Below are 19,543 nucleotides of genomic sequence, written 5' to 3'. Positions count from 1 at the left end.
CGACATGACAAGACGCGCCATCTGTCCCCCAGGTTCCGGCCATTTTGCCGCGACGGTCGGCGCTGCTTTGGCGGCCATGGCGGTGCTGCTGGTCGGCTTCACCGCTCTCGCCGCCGAATTGCCTGTTCTGACCGGGCGGGTTGTCGATAATGCCGGTATCATCGATGCCGCGACCGAGGCGGCGCTGACCCGGAAGCTTGCGGATTTCGAAGCCAAGAGCTCTGACCAGATCGTCGTCGCGACGGTTCCTAGCCTCGACGGCGAGGAGATCGAGCCCTACGCCAATCGTCTGTTTCGCGCCTGGAAGCTCGGCCAGGCCGGCGAGGACAATGGCGTGCTTTTGCTGGTCGCCAACAACGACCGCAAGATGCGCATCGAGGTCGGCTACGGGCTGGAAGGCACGCTGACCGACCTGCACACCAGGTTGATCATCGAAAACGACATGGTGCCCGCATTCCGCGCCGGCGACTTCTCCGGCGGCATAGCCAAGGCTGTCGACGACATGGTCATGGTGCTGCAAGGCAATCCGGAAGAGCTGGAAGCGCGCGGCACCCGCAATCCGGCCGACAGCAATTCTGTCGATCCCATTGTCGCGCTGTTCATCATCGTGTGGGCGATGCTGTTCTTAGGCGGCCTGGCGATGGCATTCCTGCCGCCGATCTTCGGCACAAAGCTGTCGCCGGGCGTGTATAAATGGCTGGGCATGACATTTCGTTATGGCCAAAGATCGGGCTGCTATGGCCAAAGGTCGGGTTCCGCGTCCTCGGGCGGCGTCTGGACAACCGGCACCGGCAGCGGCTGGTCGTCGGGCCGTTCGGGTGGCGGCTGGTCGTCGGGCGGTGGCGGCGGCGGGTTTTCGGGCGGCGGCGGCTCGTCCGGTGGTGGCGGTTCTTCAGGAAGCTGGTGAGACACAACATGGCAACACGACCGATCAGCCCCGGGGATCATGACCGCATCGCCAAAGCGATCCGCGCCGCCGAATCAAAGACCGACGGCGAAATCTACTGCGTCGTGGCCTATGCCAGCGACGGCTATTTCTTTCCGGCGGCCTTCATGGCGACGCTGGCCATGCTCGTCGTCAGCCTCGCCGTCAGCTACGGGCTGGAGGCATGGTGGCTGTCGATCCGCGTGCCGCATTTCGTCATCGCGCAGCTTCTGGCGATGGTCTCGGTGCTTGTCCTGTTGTGGGCGGTGCCCGGCTTGCGCATCTACCTGGTGCCGAGGCGGCTGCGCTATCAAGCCGCGCATGCCAATGCGATAAAGCAGTTCCTCGCCCGCAACGTCCACCGCACCACGGCGCGCACCGGCGTGCTGGTGTTCGTTTCGATTGCCGAGCACTACGCCGAAGTGATCGCCGACAGCGGCATCGACAGCCGTGTCGGCCAGGATGTCTGGGACAGCGTCGTCCGCGACCTTACCGCGCATGCTGGCGACGATCGTCTCGCCGACGGCTTCATCAGGGCAATCGAAGCGACGGGCGCGGTGCTGGCCGAGCATTTCCCGGTTTCTACCGGCGACGGCAACGAGCTGGACGACCATCTGGTCGAGATCTGACGCTACTCTGCCGGACGCCTGACGCGATTTCTGCGCTTCAGATGCTCACGGACTCAGCGCATGACCCCGGAAACCGAGATCGGTTTCTGGAAAAGGATCATGCGCAATTGAAAGCGTTAGAGCGTCCTATGCGCGTCCAATTGGACGCGCGGCGCTCTAATGTCCGCTGCGCTTCGGTTCTCGAAAACCGCGCCATTTGCCTCGGCAGAGCGCGTTTTCAGACAGGCTCTTTCGTGTCGCAGGCACGTCTATCGTCTGTGCGAAAGCTTGGGAGCCGGTGACCGGACTCTTGCAATCGGGCGATGCGGGTTTATGGTTAACCAATCATGAAGACGCTGAGTATCGACATCAGGAAAGCCGAGCCGCGCGACGCAAGCGCCATCGCCGACGTGCATCTGCTGGCCTGGCGCGGCGCCTACTCCGGCATCATCCCGCATCGCACCCTGACATCGATGATCAACCGCCGCGGCGCCGACTGGTGGGCGAACGCCATCCGCCGTGCCGCCACCGTTCTGGTCGTCGAGATCGGCGGCAAGGTCGCCGGCTACGCCACGATCGGCAAGAACCGCGCCCGCGAGCTCAAGCAGCAGGGCGAGATTTACGAACTTTACGTGCGCCCGGAATACCAGGGCATCGGGCTCGGCAGCCGGCTATTCTCGGCCGCACGGGCGCGACTGGCGGACCATGGCCTGAAAGGCATGGTGGTGTGGGCGCTGGAAGACAATCAGAACGCGCTCGCCTTCTATGCCGGCGCCGGCGGCCGCGACGTCGCCGAGGGCGTCGAGGTCTTCGAGCAGAAGGCGCTGAAGAAGGTCGCCTTCGTCTGGGAATGACGGCTCGACACGCCTCTCGCTAACACCCCCTCAGCTGCTTTCAGTACCATTCGCCGCATTGCACCATGCGCCGCTGCCCGCTATCGGTCTCCTATCGAAAGAGGGACAAAAGCCATGCGTATCGAAGCCATTGCCATCGGAAAGAACCCGCCGGAGGACATCAACGTCATCATCGAGGTGCCGATCGGTGGCGAGCCGATCAAGTACGAGATGGACAAGGAGGCCGGCACGCTGTTCGTCGACCGCTTCCTGCACACCTCGATGCGCTATCCCGGCAATTACGGCTTCGTGCCGCACACGCTGTCAGGTGACGGCGACCCGATCGACGTGCTGGTCTGCAACACGCGCGCGCTGGTGCCGGGCTGCGTCATCAATGTGCGGCCGATCGGCGTGCTGGTGATGGAGGACAATTCCGGTTTGGACGAAAAGATCATCGCGGTGCCTTCGCCCAAGCTGACGCTGCGTTACGAGAACGTCACCGAATACACGCACCTGCCCGACATCACCCGCCAGCAGGTGCAGCACTTCTTCGAGCACTACAAGGATCTCGAACCCGGCAAATGGGTCAAGATCGAGGGCTGGCACGACGCCGCCTATGCCAAGAAGATGATCATCGAGGCGATCGAGCGGGCTAAGGCAAGCAAGTAGCCGAAGCCTGAAGTTGACCGAATGGGCTGTCGCCGGTTGAGGTTGGCTGAAGCCCCTCAGCTTCGTCATCCTCGGGCGGAGCGAGGAGCGTAGCGACGTAGTGCAGACCCCTGGATCCATGGCGTGACGTCAAAGCGCCGCAACAGTGCAGAATTCTGGTCCGCTGCGCACTTCGGTTGATGTCACGGAATGGATCCCAGGCTCTGCGCTCCGCTTCGCGTCGCTCCGCCCAGGGATGATGACGAAGTCAGTTATCGACGCGGCCGAAATCGGGTGCGTTGCCGATAACCACGCGCTTGTCCTTGCCGCAGGCAAAGGTGCGTGCCTTCTCGTCGGCGAGTTTTCGCGCCTCATCATTGGCGGCCCGATTGCCGGTGGCCAGCACCAGGCCGACGGTGCAGCCCTCATAGTTCTCCGGCTGGGCGACCTTGGCGACGATCAGCACGTCGGTTGGTTTGTTCTCCCCCTCGGGATTGCTGATCGAGCGACGGTGGATGACCGCGAAAGGAATGGCAAGATCGCCGTTCGTCTCGATGCGCCACTCGAGTTTGGGTGCAGCCGAATTGAAGGCGATGAAACTTTCCCAGACCGCGGTCATGTCGCTGGAGGGAAAACCGTAGAACAGCGATTCCCGGGCATCGTCGTAGGCGATCAGCACCGGGTAGCCGCGATAGCCCGAACAGGCAAGACTGGCCCAGTCGCCTTCGCCTTCTGTCGCTTGCGCGTAGGTCACGCAGTCCTTCTTCCAGTCGAGATCGGTGTAGGCGCTGGAAATGTCGCCGGACTGGGCAGCCTGGCAGAGGCCGGCAAGGGCAAGCGGGATCATCAAAAGGCTACGCATCGCGGACAACTCCGTTTCGGGCTGCCGCACGGTATCGTTAAACGCTATTTCTTCAAGCTCGCTTCGATCAGCAGGTCCGCGTTCCGGGCTACCGACTTCGCCGGTCCGCCGGCACCGAACAGCTGGCCGCTGATATAGGCGCCTTCGATCAGAAGCAGCAACCCGTCGCCCAGCGTATCGGCGTCGCCGGCACCCATTGCCGCCGCCATGGCGCGCAGGCGTCGTCGCAATTCCTGCTTGTTGGCCTCACTCACCACGCGGGCCGGGTGGCCGTGCTCGGGATATTCGACGGCCGCATTGGTCATGCCGCAGCCGCGATAGTCTGGCTTTTGCGTGCGCTTGCCGATGCGTGTCAGGAAGGCAGCGATCTGCGCGCGCGGATCGCCGGGATGGGCAGCCACCGCCTCGTCGAAGCGGGCCCAGAACTCCAGGTCGTATTGCCGGAGATAGGACGCGGCCAATTCGTCCTTGGAGGGAAAGCTGCGATAGAGGCTGGGCTTGGTGACGCCGGCACGCCGCACGATCTCGTCGACGCCGATCGCCCTGATGCCTTGCCGATAGAACAGGTCGCGGGCTACGCGAAGGATTCTTTCGCCGGCGCGGGGCTGTGCCAATTCATCCGCTTTGATCCTTGGTTCAATGCTTTTCATCTAGGATGTGCCGTGGCCTGCTTGACAATGTTACCGATCGGTACGTATACCTCCGTGCAATTGCAACGTACCGGTCAGTAACATGATAGCTCAATCCCGTCCGTTTGGCCAGCGCTACGCTTTCGTCGTGGTCGCCGTCATTTTCCTCTGTCTGCTGATCGCGGCAGGCCTGCGGTCGGCGCCGGCCGTCATGATGCTGCCGCTGGAGGAGAGTTTCGGCTGGCGGCGCGATGTCGTTTCGCTCGCCGCGGCCTTCGGCATCTTCCTCTACGGCCTGACCGGGCCGTTTGCCGCGGCACTGATGGAACGGATCGGGCTGCGCCGTACGCTGCTGGCGTCGCTGGTGTTGATGTCGGGTTCGACGGCGATCAGCCTGTTGATGACCGAGCCGTGGCACCTGCTTCTCACCTGGGGCGTATTCTCCGGCGTCGGTTCTGGCGCGGTCGCCACGGTGCTCGGCGCCACCATCGTCAATCGCTGGTTCAAGACCAATCGCGGCCTGGTGATGGGACTGATGTCGGCCTCCGCCGCCACCGGCCTGCTGGTGTTCCTGCCGCTGCTCGCGGCGCTCGCCCAGTTGGGCGGCTGGAAGCCTGTCGCTATCGCCATTGCGGTCGCCACCGCCTGCCTCGTGCCGCTGGTCTGGCTGCTGGTGCCGGAGCGTCCGGCCTCGATCGGCATGGTGCGTTACGGCGCTGAGGCCGATGACGTGCCGCCGGTTCCGCCGGCCTCGCAGGGCAATTTCCTCACGCACACACTCAGCACGCTGCGCCGTGCCGCCGGCACCCGCGTGTTCTGGTATCTGTTCGCCACCTTCTTCATCTGCGGCTTCACCACCAACGGACTGGTCGGCACGCACCTGATCGCGTTTTGCGGCGACATGGGTATCGGTCAGGTGCAAGCCGCCGGCCTGCTGTCGCTGATGGGCATCTTCGATCTGATCGGCACGACGCTCTCGGGTTGGCTCACCGACCGCTTCGACCCGCGCAAGCTGCTCGGCGTCTATTATGGCATCCGCGGCCTGTCGCTGATCTATCTGCCTTATTCCGGCTTCTCGTCGACCAGTCTGATCATCTTCGCCGTGCTCTACGGATTGGACTGGATCGCCACCGTGCCACCGACGCTCAGGCTGTCGAACGAGGCGTTCGGCGACCGCAGCGGGCCGATCGTCTTCGGCTGGATCGTCGCGGGCCATCAGGTGGGCGCTGCGGCTGCCGCCTTCTTCGGCGGCACCATGCGTGAATTGCAGGGCAATTACGAGCTTGCCTTCCTCATCGCCGGCATGACGGCGATAGCCGCAGCCTGCATCTCGCTGTTGATCAACACCAGCCGTCCCTTCGAGCCGGAACCGCAGGCGGCTTGAGTTGTGACGGCTGAGCGCTAATCGGAGATGGCCGCGAAGCGGCCAGAGGGGGTCGGTCCGACCAGGCTCGGCGCCTTATCGCAGATACAGGAGGTCGGTGCTCCACGCGAGACGACCCCCTCTGTCGCCTTCGGCGACATCTCCCCCTCGAGGGGGGAGATTCGCCAGTCTGTTGGTTGTAACGAAACCTTCATGGTTTCGAGATGTGCCTGAAACATTGAGGCTGGACCTTGGCGGCGACGTTCAACGCCATCCAGGAGACAGCCATGAACAAGATTTCGATGACCCGGCGCGCCTTCGTCACGTCCGTGAGCGCCGCCGGCCTCGTCGGCGTATCGGGCCTCGCGCTTCCCTATTATTCGCGCGCCAATCAGCGGCCCGTCTTCACCCATGGCATCCAGTCGGGCGATGTCGACGCAACCAGCGGCGTAGTGTGGACTCGCACCGACCGCCCTTCGCGCGTGATGTTCGAAGTGTCGTCAACGGAAAATTTCGCCAACGCCGTCCGTCTTGCGCCGCTCGATACGTCGCCGGCCAGCGATTACACGGTAAAGCGGCTGCTCATCGATCTCGCCTCCGACCAGGACATCTTCTACCGCATGATCGCGGCCGATCTCGCCGACATCAACGCCGTCTCCGAGCCGATCGTCGGCCGCTTCCGCACGGCGCCGGCCTCGAAGCGCGACATTCGCTTCGCCTGGTCGGGCGATACCGCCGGCCAGGGCTGGGGCATCGACGACACCGGCATGAAGACCTATGCCACGATCGGCAAGCATACGCCCGACTTCTTCCTGCATTCCGGCGACACCATCTATGCCGACGGCCCGATGAAGGACGAGGTCGACCTTTCCGGTGGCAGCAAGTGGAAGAACAGCGTCCTAATCGACGAAAAGCGCAAGGTTGCCGAGACGCTGGAGGAGTACCGGGGTCAGTGGAAATACAACATGATGGACAGGAACGTGTTGGGGCTCAACGCCATCTGCCCGACCTTTTACCAGTGGGACGACCACGAGGTGGTGAACAACTGGTCGGATTCGAAGGACCTGAGCGCCGACGACCGCTACTCGGAAAAAAACATCCATGTGCTGGCGGCACGCGCGGCACGCGCCTTCCACGAGATGACGACGATCCGCTACGAGCCGTCGGAACCGGGCCGCGTCTATCGCAAGATCGCCTACGGGCCGCTGCTCGACGTGTTCTTCCTCGACATGCGTTCCTATCGCGGCTCCAATGGTCCTGGCATGCAGGATACGGTGACGCCGCAATCGCGCATCCTCGGCGAACAGCAGATGAAATGGCTGAAGCGCGAACTGGCAAACTCCAACGCGACCTGGAAAATCATCGCCGCCGACATGCCGCTCGGTCTCGTCGTCTGGAACGACGCCACCAAGAAAGCCGGCGCCGAAGCCATCAGCAATGGCGACAATGGTCCGGCCAAAGGCCGCGAGTTGGAGATTGCCGACCTCCTTCGCTATATTAAGAATGCTGGCATCACCAACACCGTCTGGCTTACCGCTGACGTGCACTACACGGCGGCGCACTACTACAATCCTGATAAGGCTCAGTTTCAGGACTTCAATCCGTTCTGGGAGTTCGTTTCGGGTCCGCTTCACGCCGGCACCTATGGACCCAATGATTTCGACATGACCTTCGGCCCGGCGCTGAAATTCATCAAGGCGCCAACCGCCGAGCAGGGGCAGAACCTGCCACCCTCGGCTGGCCTGCAGTTCTTCGGCCTTGTCGACATCGATGGCGCCACTGAACAGATGACGGTGCGGCTGATGGATCGCGACGACAACGAGCTCTACAAGGTCACGCTCGATCCGATACAGTCGGCGTGAAGGCGTCGAAGCGTCGCATGGACGGGAACCGGTGGACGGAGGGGCACGACGGAGTGATTAGAACGGCTTCATTCAGCGCCGTTGCATTCTTCCGGAGATCTGCTGCGCCCTGGGATCAGCCGCCGTCGGCGGTCGTCAGTCCGGATAGCAAACGGTCGGAATTTGGGGCCACACAGCGCTGTCGCAGTTGGCGGCCGCCTGCCTCTCCTTGAAGGCGGCGCTAACCGGCCCGGTCACCACCGGGTCGACGCCATCGGGAGCATCGGCAAATAACTGGTCCGCCGTTCGTGTGTCGGACGGCGGGACGGGCCGCGTTTCCTTCGACGTCGCGGCCGACTGTGCCGCGCCTGCCGCGAGGAGAACGGCGAGGGCACCCCATGCGAGGATTGGCCGGTATCTGGTGCCCGTGTTGCTCATGAAATTTGAACTGTCCCGACCGCGAAAGGTTCCGCTTTGGTTAATAATTCCATTTCACACCAAGACGCTTAAGATTTGGTGACCATGTATTTGGTGGCACGCCTCCTCTTTCGCAATTGCGAAAAACCCTGTATGAGCCGCCCAACCGAAAGAGGCAGCGCCTTTTGGCCTGCTGCCTGCAACACTCCCGAGACCACAACATGAAAATTCGTAACATCGCGATCATCGCGCACGTCGACCATGGAAAAACCACCCTCGTCGACCAGCTCCTGAAACAGTCCGGCTCGTTCCGCGACAACCAGCGCGTCGCCGAACGCGCCATGGATTCGAACGACTTGGAAAAGGAGCGCGGCATTACCATCCTGGCCAAGGCGACCTCGGTCGACTGGAAGGACACCCGCATCAACATCGTCGACACCCCCGGCCACGCCGATTTCGGCGGCGAAGTCGAGCGCATTCTGTCGATGGTGGATTCGGCCATCGTGCTGGTCGACGCCGCCGAAGGGCCGATGCCACAGACCAAATTCGTCGTCGGCAAGGCGCTCAAGGTCGGATTGAAGCCGATCGTCGTCATCAACAAGATCGACCGGCCGGACGCCCGCCACGTTGAGGTGGTCAACGAAGTGTTCGACCTGTTTGCAGCGCTCGACGCGACCGACGAGCAGCTCGACTTCCCGATCCTTTACGGCTCGGGCCGCGACGGCTGGGTCTCGGAAAACCCCGAAGGTCCGAAGGACCAGGGCCTGGCGCCGCTGTTCGACCTCGTCATCAAGCATGTGCCGGCGCCGACCGTCCATCCCGGCCCGTTCCGGATGATCGGCACCATTCTGGAGGCCAATCCGTTCCTCGGCCGCATCATCACCGGCCGCATCGAATCCGGCACACTGAAATCCAACCAGGCGGTCAAGGTTCTGCATCATGACGGTACCCAGGTCGAAACCGGCCGCATCTCGAAGATCCTGGCTTTCCGCGGGCTCGAGCGCCAGCCGATCGACGAAGCGCAGGCGGGCGACATCGTCGCCATCGCCGGCCTGTCGAAGGGCACCGTCGCCGACACGTTCTGCGACCCATCGGTGACCGAACCGCTGCATGCGCAGCCGATCGATCCGCCGACCGTGACGATGTCGTTCCTCGTCAACGATAGCCCGCTGGCCGGCACCGAGGGCGACAAGGTGACCAGCCGCGTCATTCGCGACCGCCTGCTGCGCGAGGCCGAAGGCAATGTCGCTCTGAAGATCGAGGAGTCGCCGGACAAGGATTCGTTCTTCGTCTCCGGCCGCGGCGAATTGCAGCTTGCCGTGCTGATCGAGACGATGCGCCGCGAAGGTTTTGAGATCGCCGTGTCGCGACCGCGCGTCGTCATGCAGCAGGGTGACAACGGCGAATTGCTGGAGCCGGTCGAGGAAGTCGTTATCGACGTCGACGAGGAGCATGCCGGCGTCGTCGTGCAGAAGATGTCGGAGCGCAAGGCCGAGATGGTCGAGTTGCGCCCCTCAGGCGGCAACCGCCAGCGCATCGTCTTCCACGCGCCGACGCGCGGCCTGATCGGCTACCAGTCGGAACTGTTGACCGACACGCGCGGCACCGCTGTCATGAACCGGCTGTTCCATGCCTACGAGCCTTACAAGGGTGAGCTGCCGGGCCGCACCAACGGCGTGCTGATCTCCAATGAACAGGGTGAATCAGTGGCTTATGCCATGTGGAACCTGGAAGACCGCGGTCCGATGGTCATCGATCCCGGCGTCAAGGTCTATCAGGGCATGATCATCGGCATCCATTCGCGCGACAACGACCTCGAAGTGAACGTGCTGAAGGGCAAGAAGCTGACCAACATCCGCGCCGCCGGCAAGGACGAGGCGGTGAAGCTGACGCCGCCGATTCGCATGACGCTGGAACGCGCGCTGGCCTGGATCCAGGACGACGAACTGGTCGAGGTGACGCCGAAGACCATTCGCCTGCGCAAGCTCTATCTCGACCCGAACGAGCGCAAGCGTTTTGAGAAGTCGGCGAAAGTGGTCGGCGCGGCCTAAGGGCAATACCGCGCAATGAGCGGCAAACTCGTCACGGCTGCCATATACGACAATCGGCCCAAGGCCGAAGTTTGCGTTTCGATGCTCGCAGCGTATGGGATCTATGCCCTCGCGACTCATATGAGCGACAGCAGGCTCGGCCTGATCCATGTGCAAGTCGTTGACAGTGATGTCGAAGCGGCCAAGGGCTTGATTGGCTCGGTCCCCGAAGAGGGCGACTGACCCCTGGTCGCAGTTATCTCGCCTTATCCACCTGCAGCCGAGATGATGGCTTCTCGGTCGGGCTCACCGACGAGCTCGATGCGGATCACCATCCCCGCTCGAGGCGGCTTGCGCAAAGCTTTGGCCCGGTCCGGACCAACGACCAGCAATCGCTTCTCTTCCCAGGCCTGAAGCCGCGATCGCGAGATGCCGAGTTCGCTGGCGAGCAACCGGTCTAGCCGCAGCGCTGTCGGCGTTTCGAGCCCGAGTTGGAGTTCGAGAGCGGTGGTGTTTTCCGGCCTGTCGCCGAGCACCTCCTTGTGAATGGCGGCTTCAGGAAACTCCTCGACGCGCCCGATCCTGCTGCGCAGTGCGGCAACATCGAAGGCATGGCGACGCGCCAGGGCCGGGTCGTTGCTTTCGAGCGCCTGCAGCAACGCAGGCTCGATGTCGCGGCGGTTGCACCGCTCCAGAATGCCGAAATTCCAGGAATTGTCGCAACCGACGCATCGGTAGATCAGCCACGCATCGATGCGTTTGGCGTTGGCGTTGACGCGGAATTTCCCACTGCTGTGGTAAGCCTTGAGGCCGTTGCAGCGGTTGCAATTGATCAGAGGTCGAGGTGCGGTTTTGGGCGCGATCGCCCAGCGGATAAGCAGTATCGAAGACATGCCGAGAAGCCCTTCCCGTCGGGAAGTTCGTCAGATCGGCGATGTCGAGATGCCCATGTGGGCCACGGCGTGGCGAGAGGCTGCGGTGGTCGGAAATCAGGTGTCGCGGGTGGTGAAACGCAACAACGGTTCAGCAGTGCCAAACCGGTCTCGAACCGCCACCCTGAGGAACACATGAATGAAGCAGACGTCGCGAAAACGGCGCCATGCATTGTGTCGGGGGAGTTGACGAGACCGGCGGTTACGTAGGCAAAGTGAAGCTCGAAAATGTGTCGGGACGGAACTTCTAGCCGCGAGAAGTTTGGCCGGCAAGGCTCTTCTCGGTGAGCGCTACCGTTGCCCGGCCAGTTGGGCTAGTCTTGCGTAAGAGCCACGCCCGAAAACAAAGATCCCGGTCATGCATCTCACCTCGCTTCTGATCTTCGCCGCCGCTCTTTTCGTCGCCGCCGGCTCGCCCGGCCCCTCGATTGCAGCTCTGGTGGCGCGGGTCATCGCAAAGGGTTTTCGCGATGTGTTTCCGTTCCTGCTCGCCATGTGGATCGGCGAGGGTATCTGGCTGTCGCTGGCGGTGTTTGGGCTGGCGGTGGTGGCGCAGACCTTCCATCTCGCCTTTGTCGTGCTGAAATGGGTCGGCGTCGCCTATCTCGCCTACCTCGCCTGGAAGATGTGGACGGCGCCGGTCGAGGCGCGCGAGGGCGAGATGCCGCGCGAAGAGTCGGCCGTCAAACTGTTCTTTGCCGGCATGGCGGTGACGCTCGGCAATCCCAAGATCATGATGTTCTATCTGGCGCTGCTGCCGACCATCATCGATCTCGCCTCGGTGACGATCGTCGGCTGGGTCGAGCTGACGGCGACCATGGCCGTGGTTCTGGTCGCCATCGATCTCGCCTGGGTGCTTGCCGCAGCGCAGGCGCGGAAACTGCTGAAGAGCAAGCGGGCGATGAAGATCGCCAACCGCGTCAGCGCCACCACCATGGCCGGCGCCGCGGCGGCGATCGCGGCGCGGTCCTGAGCATGATCCCGAAAAGTGGAAACCGGTTTTCGGAAAGATCATGCTCTACCAAGCTACGCGTCAGCCCATTTCGATGATTGGCGCGATCTCGATGCTGAAAGCCGGGTCCTTCAGGATAGGACAATCCTTGGCCTTGCTGACGGCATCGTCAATGTCTTTCGCCTCGATGATTGTATAACCGGCGGTTGGATTGCTGCCGCCATTGTTCTCGACCTTGCCGTCAGGCAGCACCGTCTTCGACATGCCGACCGGATTGCCGCCGTCGACTACGGCCGAGCCAAGCTTGCCGTACCAGCCATTCCAGGCCTCCATCGCCGCTTTCCGTTCGGCCTCCTCGGTCGGCATCTTGCCCGAGCCATGATAGACGTAGAGAAATTTCGCCATGGTCTCCTCCTTGATCCAGCGGCATCGAACCGGCATGCGGTCGCGCCGCATTGCGATCATCGGACCAAAACGGCGAACACGCAACGAGAATGCGCGGCAGCTAATATAAAGATCATCATCGCGCCATCGCATGGTATTCATCGTTCGGCCGCATGTCGATTGCCGCCGCCACCCGGTTCGACATGTTGAAGAAGGCGGCGGTCGAGGCGATGTCCCAGATATCGCGATCCGAAAAGCCGGCCTGACGCAGCGCTGCACGATCGGCCTTGACGATCTTGTCCGGCTGCTCGGTCAGCTTCACCGCGAATTCAAGCATCGCCTTCTGTCTCGCGGAAAGATCGGCGGCGCGGAAGTTCATCACCATGATCTCGCCAAAGGCCGGGTCGCCGGAAAGCTGGCGCACCGCCGCGCCATGGGCGGCGAGGCAATAATAGCAATGATTGATGGAGGAGACGGCGACCGCGATCATCTCGCGCTCCAGCTTGGACAGACCGGATTGGCCCAGCATCAGATCGTTGTACATATCGGTGAAGGCACGCAGCTTCGTCTCGTCGAAAGCGTAGGCCAAAAGCACATTGGGAACGATGCCGAGCTTCTCCTCGCATTTGGCGAAATAGGCCTTCGTCGCTTCGCTCAGTTCCGCGGGCGCGAGGTCAAGTGCGGTGATCTTGTCTTTCATGGCGGATTTTCTCCTCATTTTCGGTGACCCACCGGCGAATCCCGACATTTCGTCGCAAGCGGTCAAACCTTTGTCGCCAAATATCGGCCATCTGCTACCATAGTCGCAAAACATATGACGGGAGGGATTAGCGACATGGCCGGCCTGAAATCTGCAAGCCAGTTGAAAAAGATGAGCACGGCCAAAGGCAGCGAGAAACCCGGCAGGCTTGCCGATTACCTGCTGGCCCGTGCGCCGGCCGAAGATGTCGCCGCCTATGAGGTGACCGCCCTCGAACGCGCCGCCGATCTCGCCGGACGCGCCGTCGCCAGGCACAAGAAAGGCGATTGCCTCGTCGCCATAGAGGTTGATTCCGGTGTCGTGCGCCAAGGCAGGCCGATGACGGTGATCACCGTCGTCAACGACAACATGCCATTCCTGTTCGATTCCGTCCTCGGCGAGATCACCGAGAGCGCCGGCGAACCGCTGCTGGTCACCCACCCGGTCATCGTCGTCAGGCACGGCAAGAGCGGCGTCGACGAGATCCTCGGCGATGGCGGCTTTGCCAAGGGCGATCACAGTCATGAGCGGCTGAGCGTCATCCACGTCCATATCGCCCGTCTTTCGGCCGATCAGGCCGACGCATTGGCCGAGCGGTTGAAGAAAATATTAGGCCAGGTGCGCGCCGCTGTCACCGACTGGAAGCCGATGCTGGCCCGCCTCGACCAGGCAATCTCCGAGTTCCGTTACGCTCCGGTGCCGCTCGACAAGGCCCACGTCGCTGAGGCGATCGCCTTCCTCGAATGGCTACGCGACGACAACTTCACCTTCCTCGGCATGCGCGAGTTCAAATATACCGGCGGCGAGAAGAGCGGCATGCTGGAGCGCACCGAAAAGCCCGGCCTCGGCATCCTCTCCGATCCGGACGTGCTGGTGCTGCGGCGCGGCACCGAAGCGGTGTCGACGACGCCGGAAATCCGCGCCTTCCTGCACGGGCCGGAACCGCTGATCGTCACCAAGGCCAACGCCAAATCGACCGTGCATCGCCGCATCTATCTCGATTACATCGGCGTCAAGACCTACACCGCCAAGGGCGTGCTTGCCGGCGAACTGCGCATTGTCGGCCTGTTCACCTCGACTGCCTACACGCGCTCGGTGATGAAGATCCCTTATCTCAGGTCGAAAGCCGAAACCATCATCGCCAAATCCGGTTTCAACCCTGAAGATCACTCCGGCAAGGCACTGATCAACGTGCTGGAGAGCTATCCGCGCGACGAGTTGTTCCAGGTTCCGGTGCCGATCCTGCGCAAGCACGCCGAAGCCATTTTGGGGCTGATCGAGCGGCCGCGCGTCAGAGCGCTGGTGCGCGCCGATCAGTTCGACCGCTTCGTCTCGATCCTCGTCTTCGTGCCGCGCGACCGCTACGACAGCGTCGTACGCGAGAAGATCGGCACCTATCTGAAAACGGTGTTCCAAGGCCGGCTGTCGGCCTACTATCCCGCCTTTCCGGAAGGCGGGCTGGCGCGTGTCCACTTCATCATCGGCCGTTCCGGCGGCAGGACGCCGAAGATCGACCAGGCGACGATCGAGGCAGCGATCCGCGCCATCGTGCGGACCTGGGACGACATTCTGCGGGAGACCGCGGCCGAGAGCGGCGCCGATGCGGCGCTCACGGCAATCGCCTCGCGCTTCTCGGGAAGCTATCGCGACAGCTTCTCGCCGGCGGAGGCGTTGGCCGATGCCGGGCGCATCGCCAGGATCAGTGCGGCTAACCCGATCGCCATCGACTACTACCGTCATGTCAACCAGGAGCCGCATCAGGCGGCGCTGAAGATCTATCACCATGGCAGCCCGGTGGCGCTGTCGCGGCGGGTGCCGGTGCTGGAGAACATCGGTTTCCGCGTGATCAGCGAGCGCACCTTCGAGGTCGGGGACGAGGCTTCCGGCATGGTCTTCATCCACGACATGGAGCTCGAAAACAGCTACGGCAAGCCGATCGACCTTGCCGACCGCGGCGCGCTGTTCGAGGACGCGTTCCTTTCCGTCTGGCGCGGCGAGATCGACAATGACGGCTATAACGGCCTTGCCCAGACCGCCGGCCTGTGGTCGAGCGAGGTCACCATCCTGCGCGCCTATGGCCGCTATCTGCAGCAGGCCGGGATCCCGCAGAGCCAGGATTTCATTGCCGCCGCACTCAACCGCTATCCGGAGATAGCGCGTGGCCTGCATGAGCTGTTCGTCGCCCGCCTCGGACCGACGGCGGAGACGGAAGGGGTGGTCGCGGCCAAGCACCTCAAGGCCAAGATCAGGGATGCGTTGGAAGAGGTTCCCAACATCGATGACGACACCATCATCCGTCGTTACCTCAACCTGATCGAAGCCTCGCTACGCACCAATCATTTCGTTCCCGATACGAAGGAGAAGGGCCAGTCGCTGGCGATCAAGCTCGACTCGCAGGCGGTTGACGGTCTGCCGGCGCCGCGGCCGTGGCGGGAGATCTTTGTCTACGGTTCCGAGGTCGAGGGCGTGCATCTGCGCTTCGGCCCGGTCGCCCGCGGCGGCCTGCGCTGGTCGGACCGTGCCCAGGACTACCGCACCGAAGTGCTCGGCCTGGTCAAGGCGCAGCAGGTCAAGAATGCGGTGATCGTGCCGGTCGGCGCCAAGGGCGGTTTCTATCCGAAGAAGCTGCCGATGGGCAGCGGCCGCGACGCCATCTTCGAAGCCGGCGCGTCCGCCTACAAGAACTACGTCTCCAGCCTGTTGTCGATCACTGACAATATCGGCCTGGACGGCGTCATTCCGCCAGCCGATGTGACCAGGCGTGACCAGGATGATCCATACTTCGTCGTCGCCGCCGACAAAGGCACGGCGACTTTCTCCGACACCGCCAACGCCATCAGCGAGAAGCATGGCTTCTGGCTCGACGACGCCTTCGCCAGCGGCGGCTCGGCCGGCTACGACCATAAGAAGATGGGCATCACCGCCAAGGGCGCCTGGGAAGCAGTCAAGCGGCATTTCCGCGAGATGAACCGCGATATCCAGACCACACCCTTCACCGTCGTCGGCGTCGGCGACATGTCGGGCGACGTGTTCGGCAACGGCATGCTGCTGTCCGAGCAGACCCGGCTTATCGCCGCCTTCGACCATCGCGACATCTTCATCGATCCCGCTCCAGACATGGCGGCTTCGATGGCCGAGCGCCGGCGCATGTTCGCCCTCGCCCGTTCGAGCTGGCAGGACTACGACAAGACAAAACTGTCCGAAGGCGGCGTCATCGTCTCGCGCAGCCAGAAGTCGATCACGCTGCCGCCGGCCGCGGCCGCGGCGATCGGCCTCGGCAAGACGACCGCCTCGCCGGTCGAGATCATGAATGCCATCCTCAAGGCGCCGGTCGACCTTTTATGGTTCGGCGGCATCGGCACATATCTGAGGGCATCGACGGAAACCAACCAGGACGTCGGCGATCGCGCCAACGATGCCATCCGGGTGACCGCGCTCGAAGTGCGCGCCAAGGTCATCGGCGAGGGCGCCAATCTCGGCGCGACGCAGCGGGCCCGCATCGAGTTCGGGCTGAATGGCGGGCGCTGCAATTCCGACGCCATCGACAATTCGGGCGGCGTCAACTGCTCCGATGTCGAGGTCAACATCAAGATCGCGCTGGCTTCCGCCATGCGCAAGGGGGCGCTGACCCGCCCAGCGCGCAACAAGCTTCTTGCCGAGATGACCGACGATGTGAGCGCGCTGGTGCTGTCCAACAATTACGAGCAGACGCTGGCGCTGTCCCTTGCCCGCAAGCGCGGCCTTGCCGATATCGCCCATCAGAGCCGTTTCATGGCAGCGCTCGAGGCGCGCGGCCTGCTCGACCGCACTGTCGAAGCTCTGCCGTCGCCGGCAGCCCTTGCCGAGCGCGAGGCGCGCGGCGAGCCGTTGACCAGGGCCGAGCTCGGCGTGCTGTTGGCCTACGCCAAGATCGCGTTGTTTTCCGACATCGTCGCCAGCGACGTGCCGGACGATCCGCATTTCGACCGTGACCTGATGGGCTATTTTCCGGACCGTATGGCGAAGAAATACGCGGCCGAGATCCATGGCCATCGCCTGCGCCGCGAAATCATCGCCCGTGTCGTCGCCAACGATCTGGTCAATCGCGGCGGCCCATCCTTCGTCAACAGGCTGCAGGAAGCGACCGGTCGCAGCGCGGCCGACGTGGTCCGGACCTTCGCCGTGGTGCGCGACGGGTTTGGGTTGCCGGCGCTCTATCGCCAGATCGATGCACTCGACAACCAGATCGACGGACAGGTGCAGCTCGACCTTTATCAAGCTGTTAGCCGGCTCACTTATGTGGCCAGCGGCTGGTATCTCAAGAACGATACCAGCACCGCACCGCTCGGCCAGCGGATCGCTGAATTGCTGGACGCGCGCAAGGCACTGGAGCCGAAGCTCGTTTCGCTGCTGCCGGCCTTCTCGCGCGAGCGGATCGAGGAGCGGCGGCATGGTCTGGCCAAGGGTGGCGCGCCCGAAAGACTGGCAGAACAGCTGGCGCTGACCGATGTGGCGGGCGTCGTCCCTGACATCGCGCTGACGGCCCGAACGGCGAACGCCGACATCGTCGTCGCTGCGAAGGCGTTTTTCGCGGTAAGCGATGCCTTCCGCATTCCGCGCGTCGAGGATGCGGCGCGCTCGATCGCGCCGTCCGACTACTACGACCAATTGGCGCTGTCCCGCGCCACCGACACGATCGGCGCGGCCAGGCGCGGCATCGCGGTGGCGGCGCTCACCGGCCACGCCAAGGCGGCGGATCCGGTGACGGCGTGGCTGGAGGCCGGCGGCGAGAGGGTCGGGCGCATCCGCGAGCGGCTGCAGGCGCTGACCGAGGGCGGCGACATCACGGTGTCGCGGCTGTCGGTGGCATCGGGGCTGATCAGCGACCTGACGGTGCTGTGAGAAGCCTTCCAAATCGCGCGCGATTGCCGGCAAGAACTGCGCTATAGAGCGAAGCGGTTCCCCGCTTCGGGGCACCGTTTCGTGGGAGGGGATATGGCCGAAATAGCAGTGCAGCGGACGTCGAGACGCGGCATCTGGGGGTGGATGCTGTTCGACTGGGCGGCGCAGCCGTTTTTCACGGTCATCACCACCTTCATCTTCGGGCCCTATTTCGTCTCGCGCATGGCGAGCGATCCTGAAACGGGGCAGGCGGCATGGGGTTACGGCATCGCCGCGGCGGGTCTGGCCATCGCCGTTCTGTCGCCGATCCTCGGCTCGGTCGCCGACCAGACCGGCCCGCGAAAACCGTGGATCGCACTCTTCGCCGCGATCAAGATCACCAGTCTTTGCCTGCTGTGGTTCGCTGCTCCCGGCTCGAACCTTTTCCTGGTCGTGCTGTTCTTCTCGCTGGCCTCGGTCGCGGCGGAATTCTCGACCGTCTTCAACGATTCGATGATGCCGCGTCTGGTGCCGAAGAGCGAAATCGGCCGAATCTCGAATATGGCATGGGGCCTTGGCTATCTCGGCGGCATGATCGCGCTTATCGTCGTCGTCGCCCTCATGGCCAGTTCACCGGAAACCGGCAAGACGATCGTCGGCCTCGACCCGATCCTCGGGCTCGATCCGAAACGCGGCGAGGACGCACGAGCGACCGGACCCCTCACAGCGGCCTGGTATTTCCTGTTCATCCTGCCAATGTTCCTTTTCACGCCGGATGCGGCCAAGGGTATTCCCCTTGGACCGGCGGTGCGCGAGGGGCTGTCGGAATTGAAATCGACGCTGGGCGAAATACGCAAGCGCAGCGGCATCTTCCGCTTTCTCGTCGCCCGCATGATCTATCAGGATGGCGTCAATGCGTTGCTTGCCCTGGGCGGTGCCTTTGCGGCGGCGATGTTCCACTGGTCGATCACCGAGATCGGCCTGTTCGGCATCATCCTCAACGTCGTCGCCATCGTCGGCTGCCTGGTTGCCGCACGCCTCGACGTGGCGCTCGGCTCCAAGACCATAGTGATGATTTCGCTTGTCTTGCTCAGCATTGCCACGATCGGCATCGTCTCGACCGGGCCGGGTTACACGCTGTTCGGTGCCTGGATGATGCCCGGAGCCGATAGCGGCGGGTTGTTCGGTACACCCGCCGAAAAAGCCTACATCTTTTTCGGTCTGCTGATCGGGCTTGCCTTTGGGCCGGTGCAGGCATCGTCGCGCTCCTACATGGCGCGCAGCGTCACCGCTGCCGAATCGGGCCGCTATTTCGGCATCTATGCGCTGGCCGGACGGGCGACCAGTTTTGCTGCGCCATTCATGGTGGCCACGATCACCTTAGCCAGCGGCTCGTCGCGGCTAGGCATGGCGGCAATCGTGCTGTTCCTCGGCGTCGGCCTGGCGATCCTGGTCCGCACGCCTTATCCAGCGGACCAGCCGGCAGAGTGAACTGCTCTTCCCTTCTCCCGTGCGAGAAG

General features: G+C 63.1%; 17 protein-coding genes. 11 read left to right on the top strand and 6 right to left on the bottom strand.

Annotated features, from left to right (window positions below; translation table 11 throughout):
- Positions 1 to 4 precede the first annotated feature (4 nt).
- The 4 genes from CIT31_RS07700 to ppa all read left to right on the top strand — a co-directional run bounded on the left by CIT31_RS07700 (position 5) and on the right by ppa (position 3,035).
- The gene (locus tag CIT31_RS07700) at positions 5 to 907 is read left to right on the top strand and encodes a TPM domain-containing protein (RefSeq protein ID WP_095518130.1); all 903 of its coding nucleotides are present in this window, start codon (positions 5 to 7) and stop codon (positions 905 to 907) included.
- Between the two features lie 8 nt (positions 908 to 915).
- Complete coding sequence (locus CIT31_RS07695) at positions 916 to 1,554, top strand: TPM domain-containing protein (protein WP_095518075.1); 639 nt, start codon at positions 916 to 918, stop codon at positions 1,552 to 1,554.
- Positions 1,555 to 1,880: 326 nt separating this feature from the next.
- On the top strand, positions 1,881 to 2,387 hold the full coding sequence (locus CIT31_RS07690; RefSeq protein WP_065011159.1) for a GNAT family N-acetyltransferase: 507 nt from the start codon (positions 1,881 to 1,883) through the stop codon (positions 2,385 to 2,387).
- A 114-nt stretch (positions 2,388 to 2,501) separates the two neighbouring features.
- Positions 2,502 to 3,035 (top strand): inorganic diphosphatase, encoded by a 534-nt coding sequence (ppa, locus tag CIT31_RS07685; protein ID WP_029349108.1) that lies wholly within the window; start codon positions 2,502 to 2,504, stop codon positions 3,033 to 3,035.
- A 247-nt stretch (positions 3,036 to 3,282) separates the two neighbouring features.
- Here ppa and CIT31_RS07680 read toward each other — a convergent pair whose 3' ends face one another.
- Together CIT31_RS07680 and CIT31_RS07675 are read right to left on the bottom strand one after the other, a co-directional pair.
- Complete coding sequence (locus tag CIT31_RS07680; RefSeq protein ID WP_095518074.1) at positions 3,283 to 3,876, bottom strand: hypothetical protein; 594 nt, start codon at positions 3,874 to 3,876, stop codon at positions 3,283 to 3,285.
- A gap of 44 nt (positions 3,877 to 3,920) precedes the next feature.
- Positions 3,921 to 4,526 (bottom strand): TetR/AcrR family transcriptional regulator, encoded by a 606-nt coding sequence (locus tag CIT31_RS07675; RefSeq protein WP_095518073.1) that lies wholly within the window; start codon positions 4,524 to 4,526, stop codon positions 3,921 to 3,923.
- Between the two features lie 82 nt (positions 4,527 to 4,608).
- Between CIT31_RS07675 and CIT31_RS07670 the strand changes: the two genes are divergently transcribed.
- Both CIT31_RS07670 and CIT31_RS07665 read left to right on the top strand, forming a co-directional pair.
- Positions 4,609 to 5,889 (top strand): MFS transporter, encoded by a 1,281-nt coding sequence (locus tag CIT31_RS07670; protein WP_095518072.1) that lies wholly within the window; start codon positions 4,609 to 4,611, stop codon positions 5,887 to 5,889.
- A gap of 266 nt (positions 5,890 to 6,155) precedes the next feature.
- The gene (locus CIT31_RS07665) at positions 6,156 to 7,730 is read left to right on the top strand and encodes an alkaline phosphatase D family protein (RefSeq protein ID WP_095518129.1); all 1,575 of its coding nucleotides are present in this window, start codon (positions 6,156 to 6,158) and stop codon (positions 7,728 to 7,730) included.
- Between the two features lie 135 nt (positions 7,731 to 7,865).
- Here the strand turns inward: CIT31_RS07665 and CIT31_RS07660 are convergent, their stop codons facing one another.
- Complete coding sequence (locus tag CIT31_RS07660; protein WP_095518071.1) at positions 7,866 to 8,147, bottom strand: hypothetical protein; 282 nt, start codon at positions 8,145 to 8,147, stop codon at positions 7,866 to 7,868.
- 200 nt (positions 8,148 to 8,347) lie between these two features.
- Here CIT31_RS07660 and typA point away from each other — a divergent pair, with 200 nt between their 5' ends.
- On the top strand, positions 8,348 to 10,177 hold the full coding sequence (gene typA, locus CIT31_RS07655) for a translational GTPase TypA (protein ID WP_095518070.1): 1,830 nt from the start codon (positions 8,348 to 8,350) through the stop codon (positions 10,175 to 10,177).
- A 15-nt stretch (positions 10,178 to 10,192) separates the two neighbouring features.
- A complete protein-coding gene (locus tag CIT31_RS07650) occupies positions 10,193 to 10,399 on the top strand; it encodes a hypothetical protein (protein WP_095518069.1) in 207 nt (68 codons plus the stop codon).
- Positions 10,400 to 10,422: 23 nt separating this feature from the next.
- Here CIT31_RS07650 and CIT31_RS07645 read toward each other — a convergent pair whose 3' ends face one another.
- Positions 10,423 to 11,049 carry a DUF1062 domain-containing protein gene (locus tag CIT31_RS07645; RefSeq protein WP_095518068.1) on the bottom strand — a complete coding sequence of 209 codons (627 nt, stop codon included), beginning with the start codon at positions 11,047 to 11,049 and terminating at the stop codon, positions 10,423 to 10,425.
- Positions 11,050 to 11,446: 397 nt separating this feature from the next.
- On the opposite strand from CIT31_RS07645, the gene CIT31_RS07640 reads away from it, so the two are divergent.
- Complete coding sequence (locus CIT31_RS07640; protein WP_095518067.1) at positions 11,447 to 12,061, top strand: LysE family translocator; 615 nt, start codon at positions 11,447 to 11,449, stop codon at positions 12,059 to 12,061.
- A gap of 60 nt (positions 12,062 to 12,121) precedes the next feature.
- Here the strand turns inward: CIT31_RS07640 and CIT31_RS07635 are convergent, their stop codons facing one another.
- Positions 12,122 to 12,445, bottom strand: a complete 324-nt coding sequence (locus CIT31_RS07635; RefSeq protein ID WP_095518128.1) for a YciI family protein — start codon at positions 12,443 to 12,445, stop codon at positions 12,122 to 12,124.
- 115 nt (positions 12,446 to 12,560) lie between these two features.
- The gene (locus tag CIT31_RS07630; RefSeq protein ID WP_095518127.1) at positions 12,561 to 13,124 is read right to left on the bottom strand and encodes a peroxidase-related enzyme; all 564 of its coding nucleotides are present in this window, start codon (positions 13,122 to 13,124) and stop codon (positions 12,561 to 12,563) included.
- A 135-nt stretch (positions 13,125 to 13,259) separates the two neighbouring features.
- On the opposite strand from CIT31_RS07630, the gene CIT31_RS07625 reads away from it, so the two are divergent.
- Positions 13,260 to 18,044: an NAD-glutamate dehydrogenase gene (locus CIT31_RS07625; RefSeq protein ID WP_095518066.1), complete on the top strand. Its 4,785-nt coding sequence runs from the start codon at positions 13,260 to 13,262 to the stop codon at positions 18,042 to 18,044.
- 93 nt (positions 18,045 to 18,137) lie between these two features.
- Positions 18,138 to 19,514 carry an MFS transporter gene (locus tag CIT31_RS07620; RefSeq protein ID WP_095518065.1) on the top strand — a complete coding sequence of 459 codons (1,377 nt, stop codon included), beginning with the start codon at positions 18,138 to 18,140 and terminating at the stop codon, positions 19,512 to 19,514.
- The last annotated feature ends 29 nt before the right edge of the window (positions 19,515 to 19,543 follow it).

Origin of the sequence: Mesorhizobium wenxiniae, from assembly GCF_002284535.1 — a bacterium.
Classification (GTDB): domain Bacteria; phylum Pseudomonadota; class Alphaproteobacteria; order Rhizobiales; family Rhizobiaceae; genus Mesorhizobium; species Mesorhizobium wenxiniae.
The sequence above is the reverse complement of the archived record's forward strand: the minus strand, read 5'-3'. Positions and strand labels throughout refer to the sequence as shown.

What these genes read in the sequence shown, in the direction of transcription:
- CIT31_RS07665 (WP_095518129.1), top strand. Translation starts at nt 6,156, where the DNA reads ATGAACAAGATTTCGATGACCCGGCGCGCCTTCGTCACGTCCGTGAGC.
- CIT31_RS07690 (WP_065011159.1), top strand. Translation starts at nt 1,881, where the DNA reads ATGAAGACGCTGAGTATCGACATCAGGAAAGCCGAGCCGCGCGACGCA.
- CIT31_RS07645 (WP_095518068.1), bottom strand. Translation starts at nt 11,049, where the DNA reads ATGTCTTCGATACTGCTTATCCGCTGGGCGATCGCGCCCAAAACCGCA.
- CIT31_RS07675 (WP_095518073.1), bottom strand. Translation starts at nt 4,526, where the DNA reads ATGAAAAGCATTGAACCAAGGATCAAAGCGGATGAATTGGCACAGCCC.
- CIT31_RS07650 (WP_095518069.1), top strand. Translation starts at nt 10,193, where the DNA reads ATGAGCGGCAAACTCGTCACGGCTGCCATATACGACAATCGGCCCAAG.
- CIT31_RS07670 (WP_095518072.1), top strand. Translation starts at nt 4,609, where the DNA reads ATGATAGCTCAATCCCGTCCGTTTGGCCAGCGCTACGCTTTCGTCGTG.
- CIT31_RS07630 (WP_095518127.1), bottom strand. Translation starts at nt 13,124, where the DNA reads ATGAAAGACAAGATCACCGCACTTGACCTCGCGCCCGCGGAACTGAGC.
- CIT31_RS07700 (WP_095518130.1), top strand. Translation starts at nt 5, where the DNA reads ATGACAAGACGCGCCATCTGTCCCCCAGGTTCCGGCCATTTTGCCGCG.
- CIT31_RS07635 (WP_095518128.1), bottom strand. Translation starts at nt 12,445, where the DNA reads ATGGCGAAATTTCTCTACGTCTATCATGGCTCGGGCAAGATGCCGACC.
- CIT31_RS07660 (WP_095518071.1), bottom strand. Translation starts at nt 8,147, where the DNA reads ATGAGCAACACGGGCACCAGATACCGGCCAATCCTCGCATGGGGTGCC.
- ppa (WP_029349108.1), top strand. Translation starts at nt 2,502, where the DNA reads ATGCGTATCGAAGCCATTGCCATCGGAAAGAACCCGCCGGAGGACATC.
- CIT31_RS07620 (WP_095518065.1), top strand. Translation starts at nt 18,138, where the DNA reads ATGGCCGAAATAGCAGTGCAGCGGACGTCGAGACGCGGCATCTGGGGG.
- CIT31_RS07640 (WP_095518067.1), top strand. Translation starts at nt 11,447, where the DNA reads ATGCATCTCACCTCGCTTCTGATCTTCGCCGCCGCTCTTTTCGTCGCC.
- CIT31_RS07695 (WP_095518075.1), top strand. Translation starts at nt 916, where the DNA reads ATGGCAACACGACCGATCAGCCCCGGGGATCATGACCGCATCGCCAAA.
- CIT31_RS07680 (WP_095518074.1), bottom strand. Translation starts at nt 3,876, where the DNA reads ATGCGTAGCCTTTTGATGATCCCGCTTGCCCTTGCCGGCCTCTGCCAG.
- typA (WP_095518070.1), top strand. Translation starts at nt 8,348, where the DNA reads ATGAAAATTCGTAACATCGCGATCATCGCGCACGTCGACCATGGAAAA.
- CIT31_RS07625 (WP_095518066.1), top strand. Translation starts at nt 13,260, where the DNA reads ATGGCCGGCCTGAAATCTGCAAGCCAGTTGAAAAAGATGAGCACGGCC.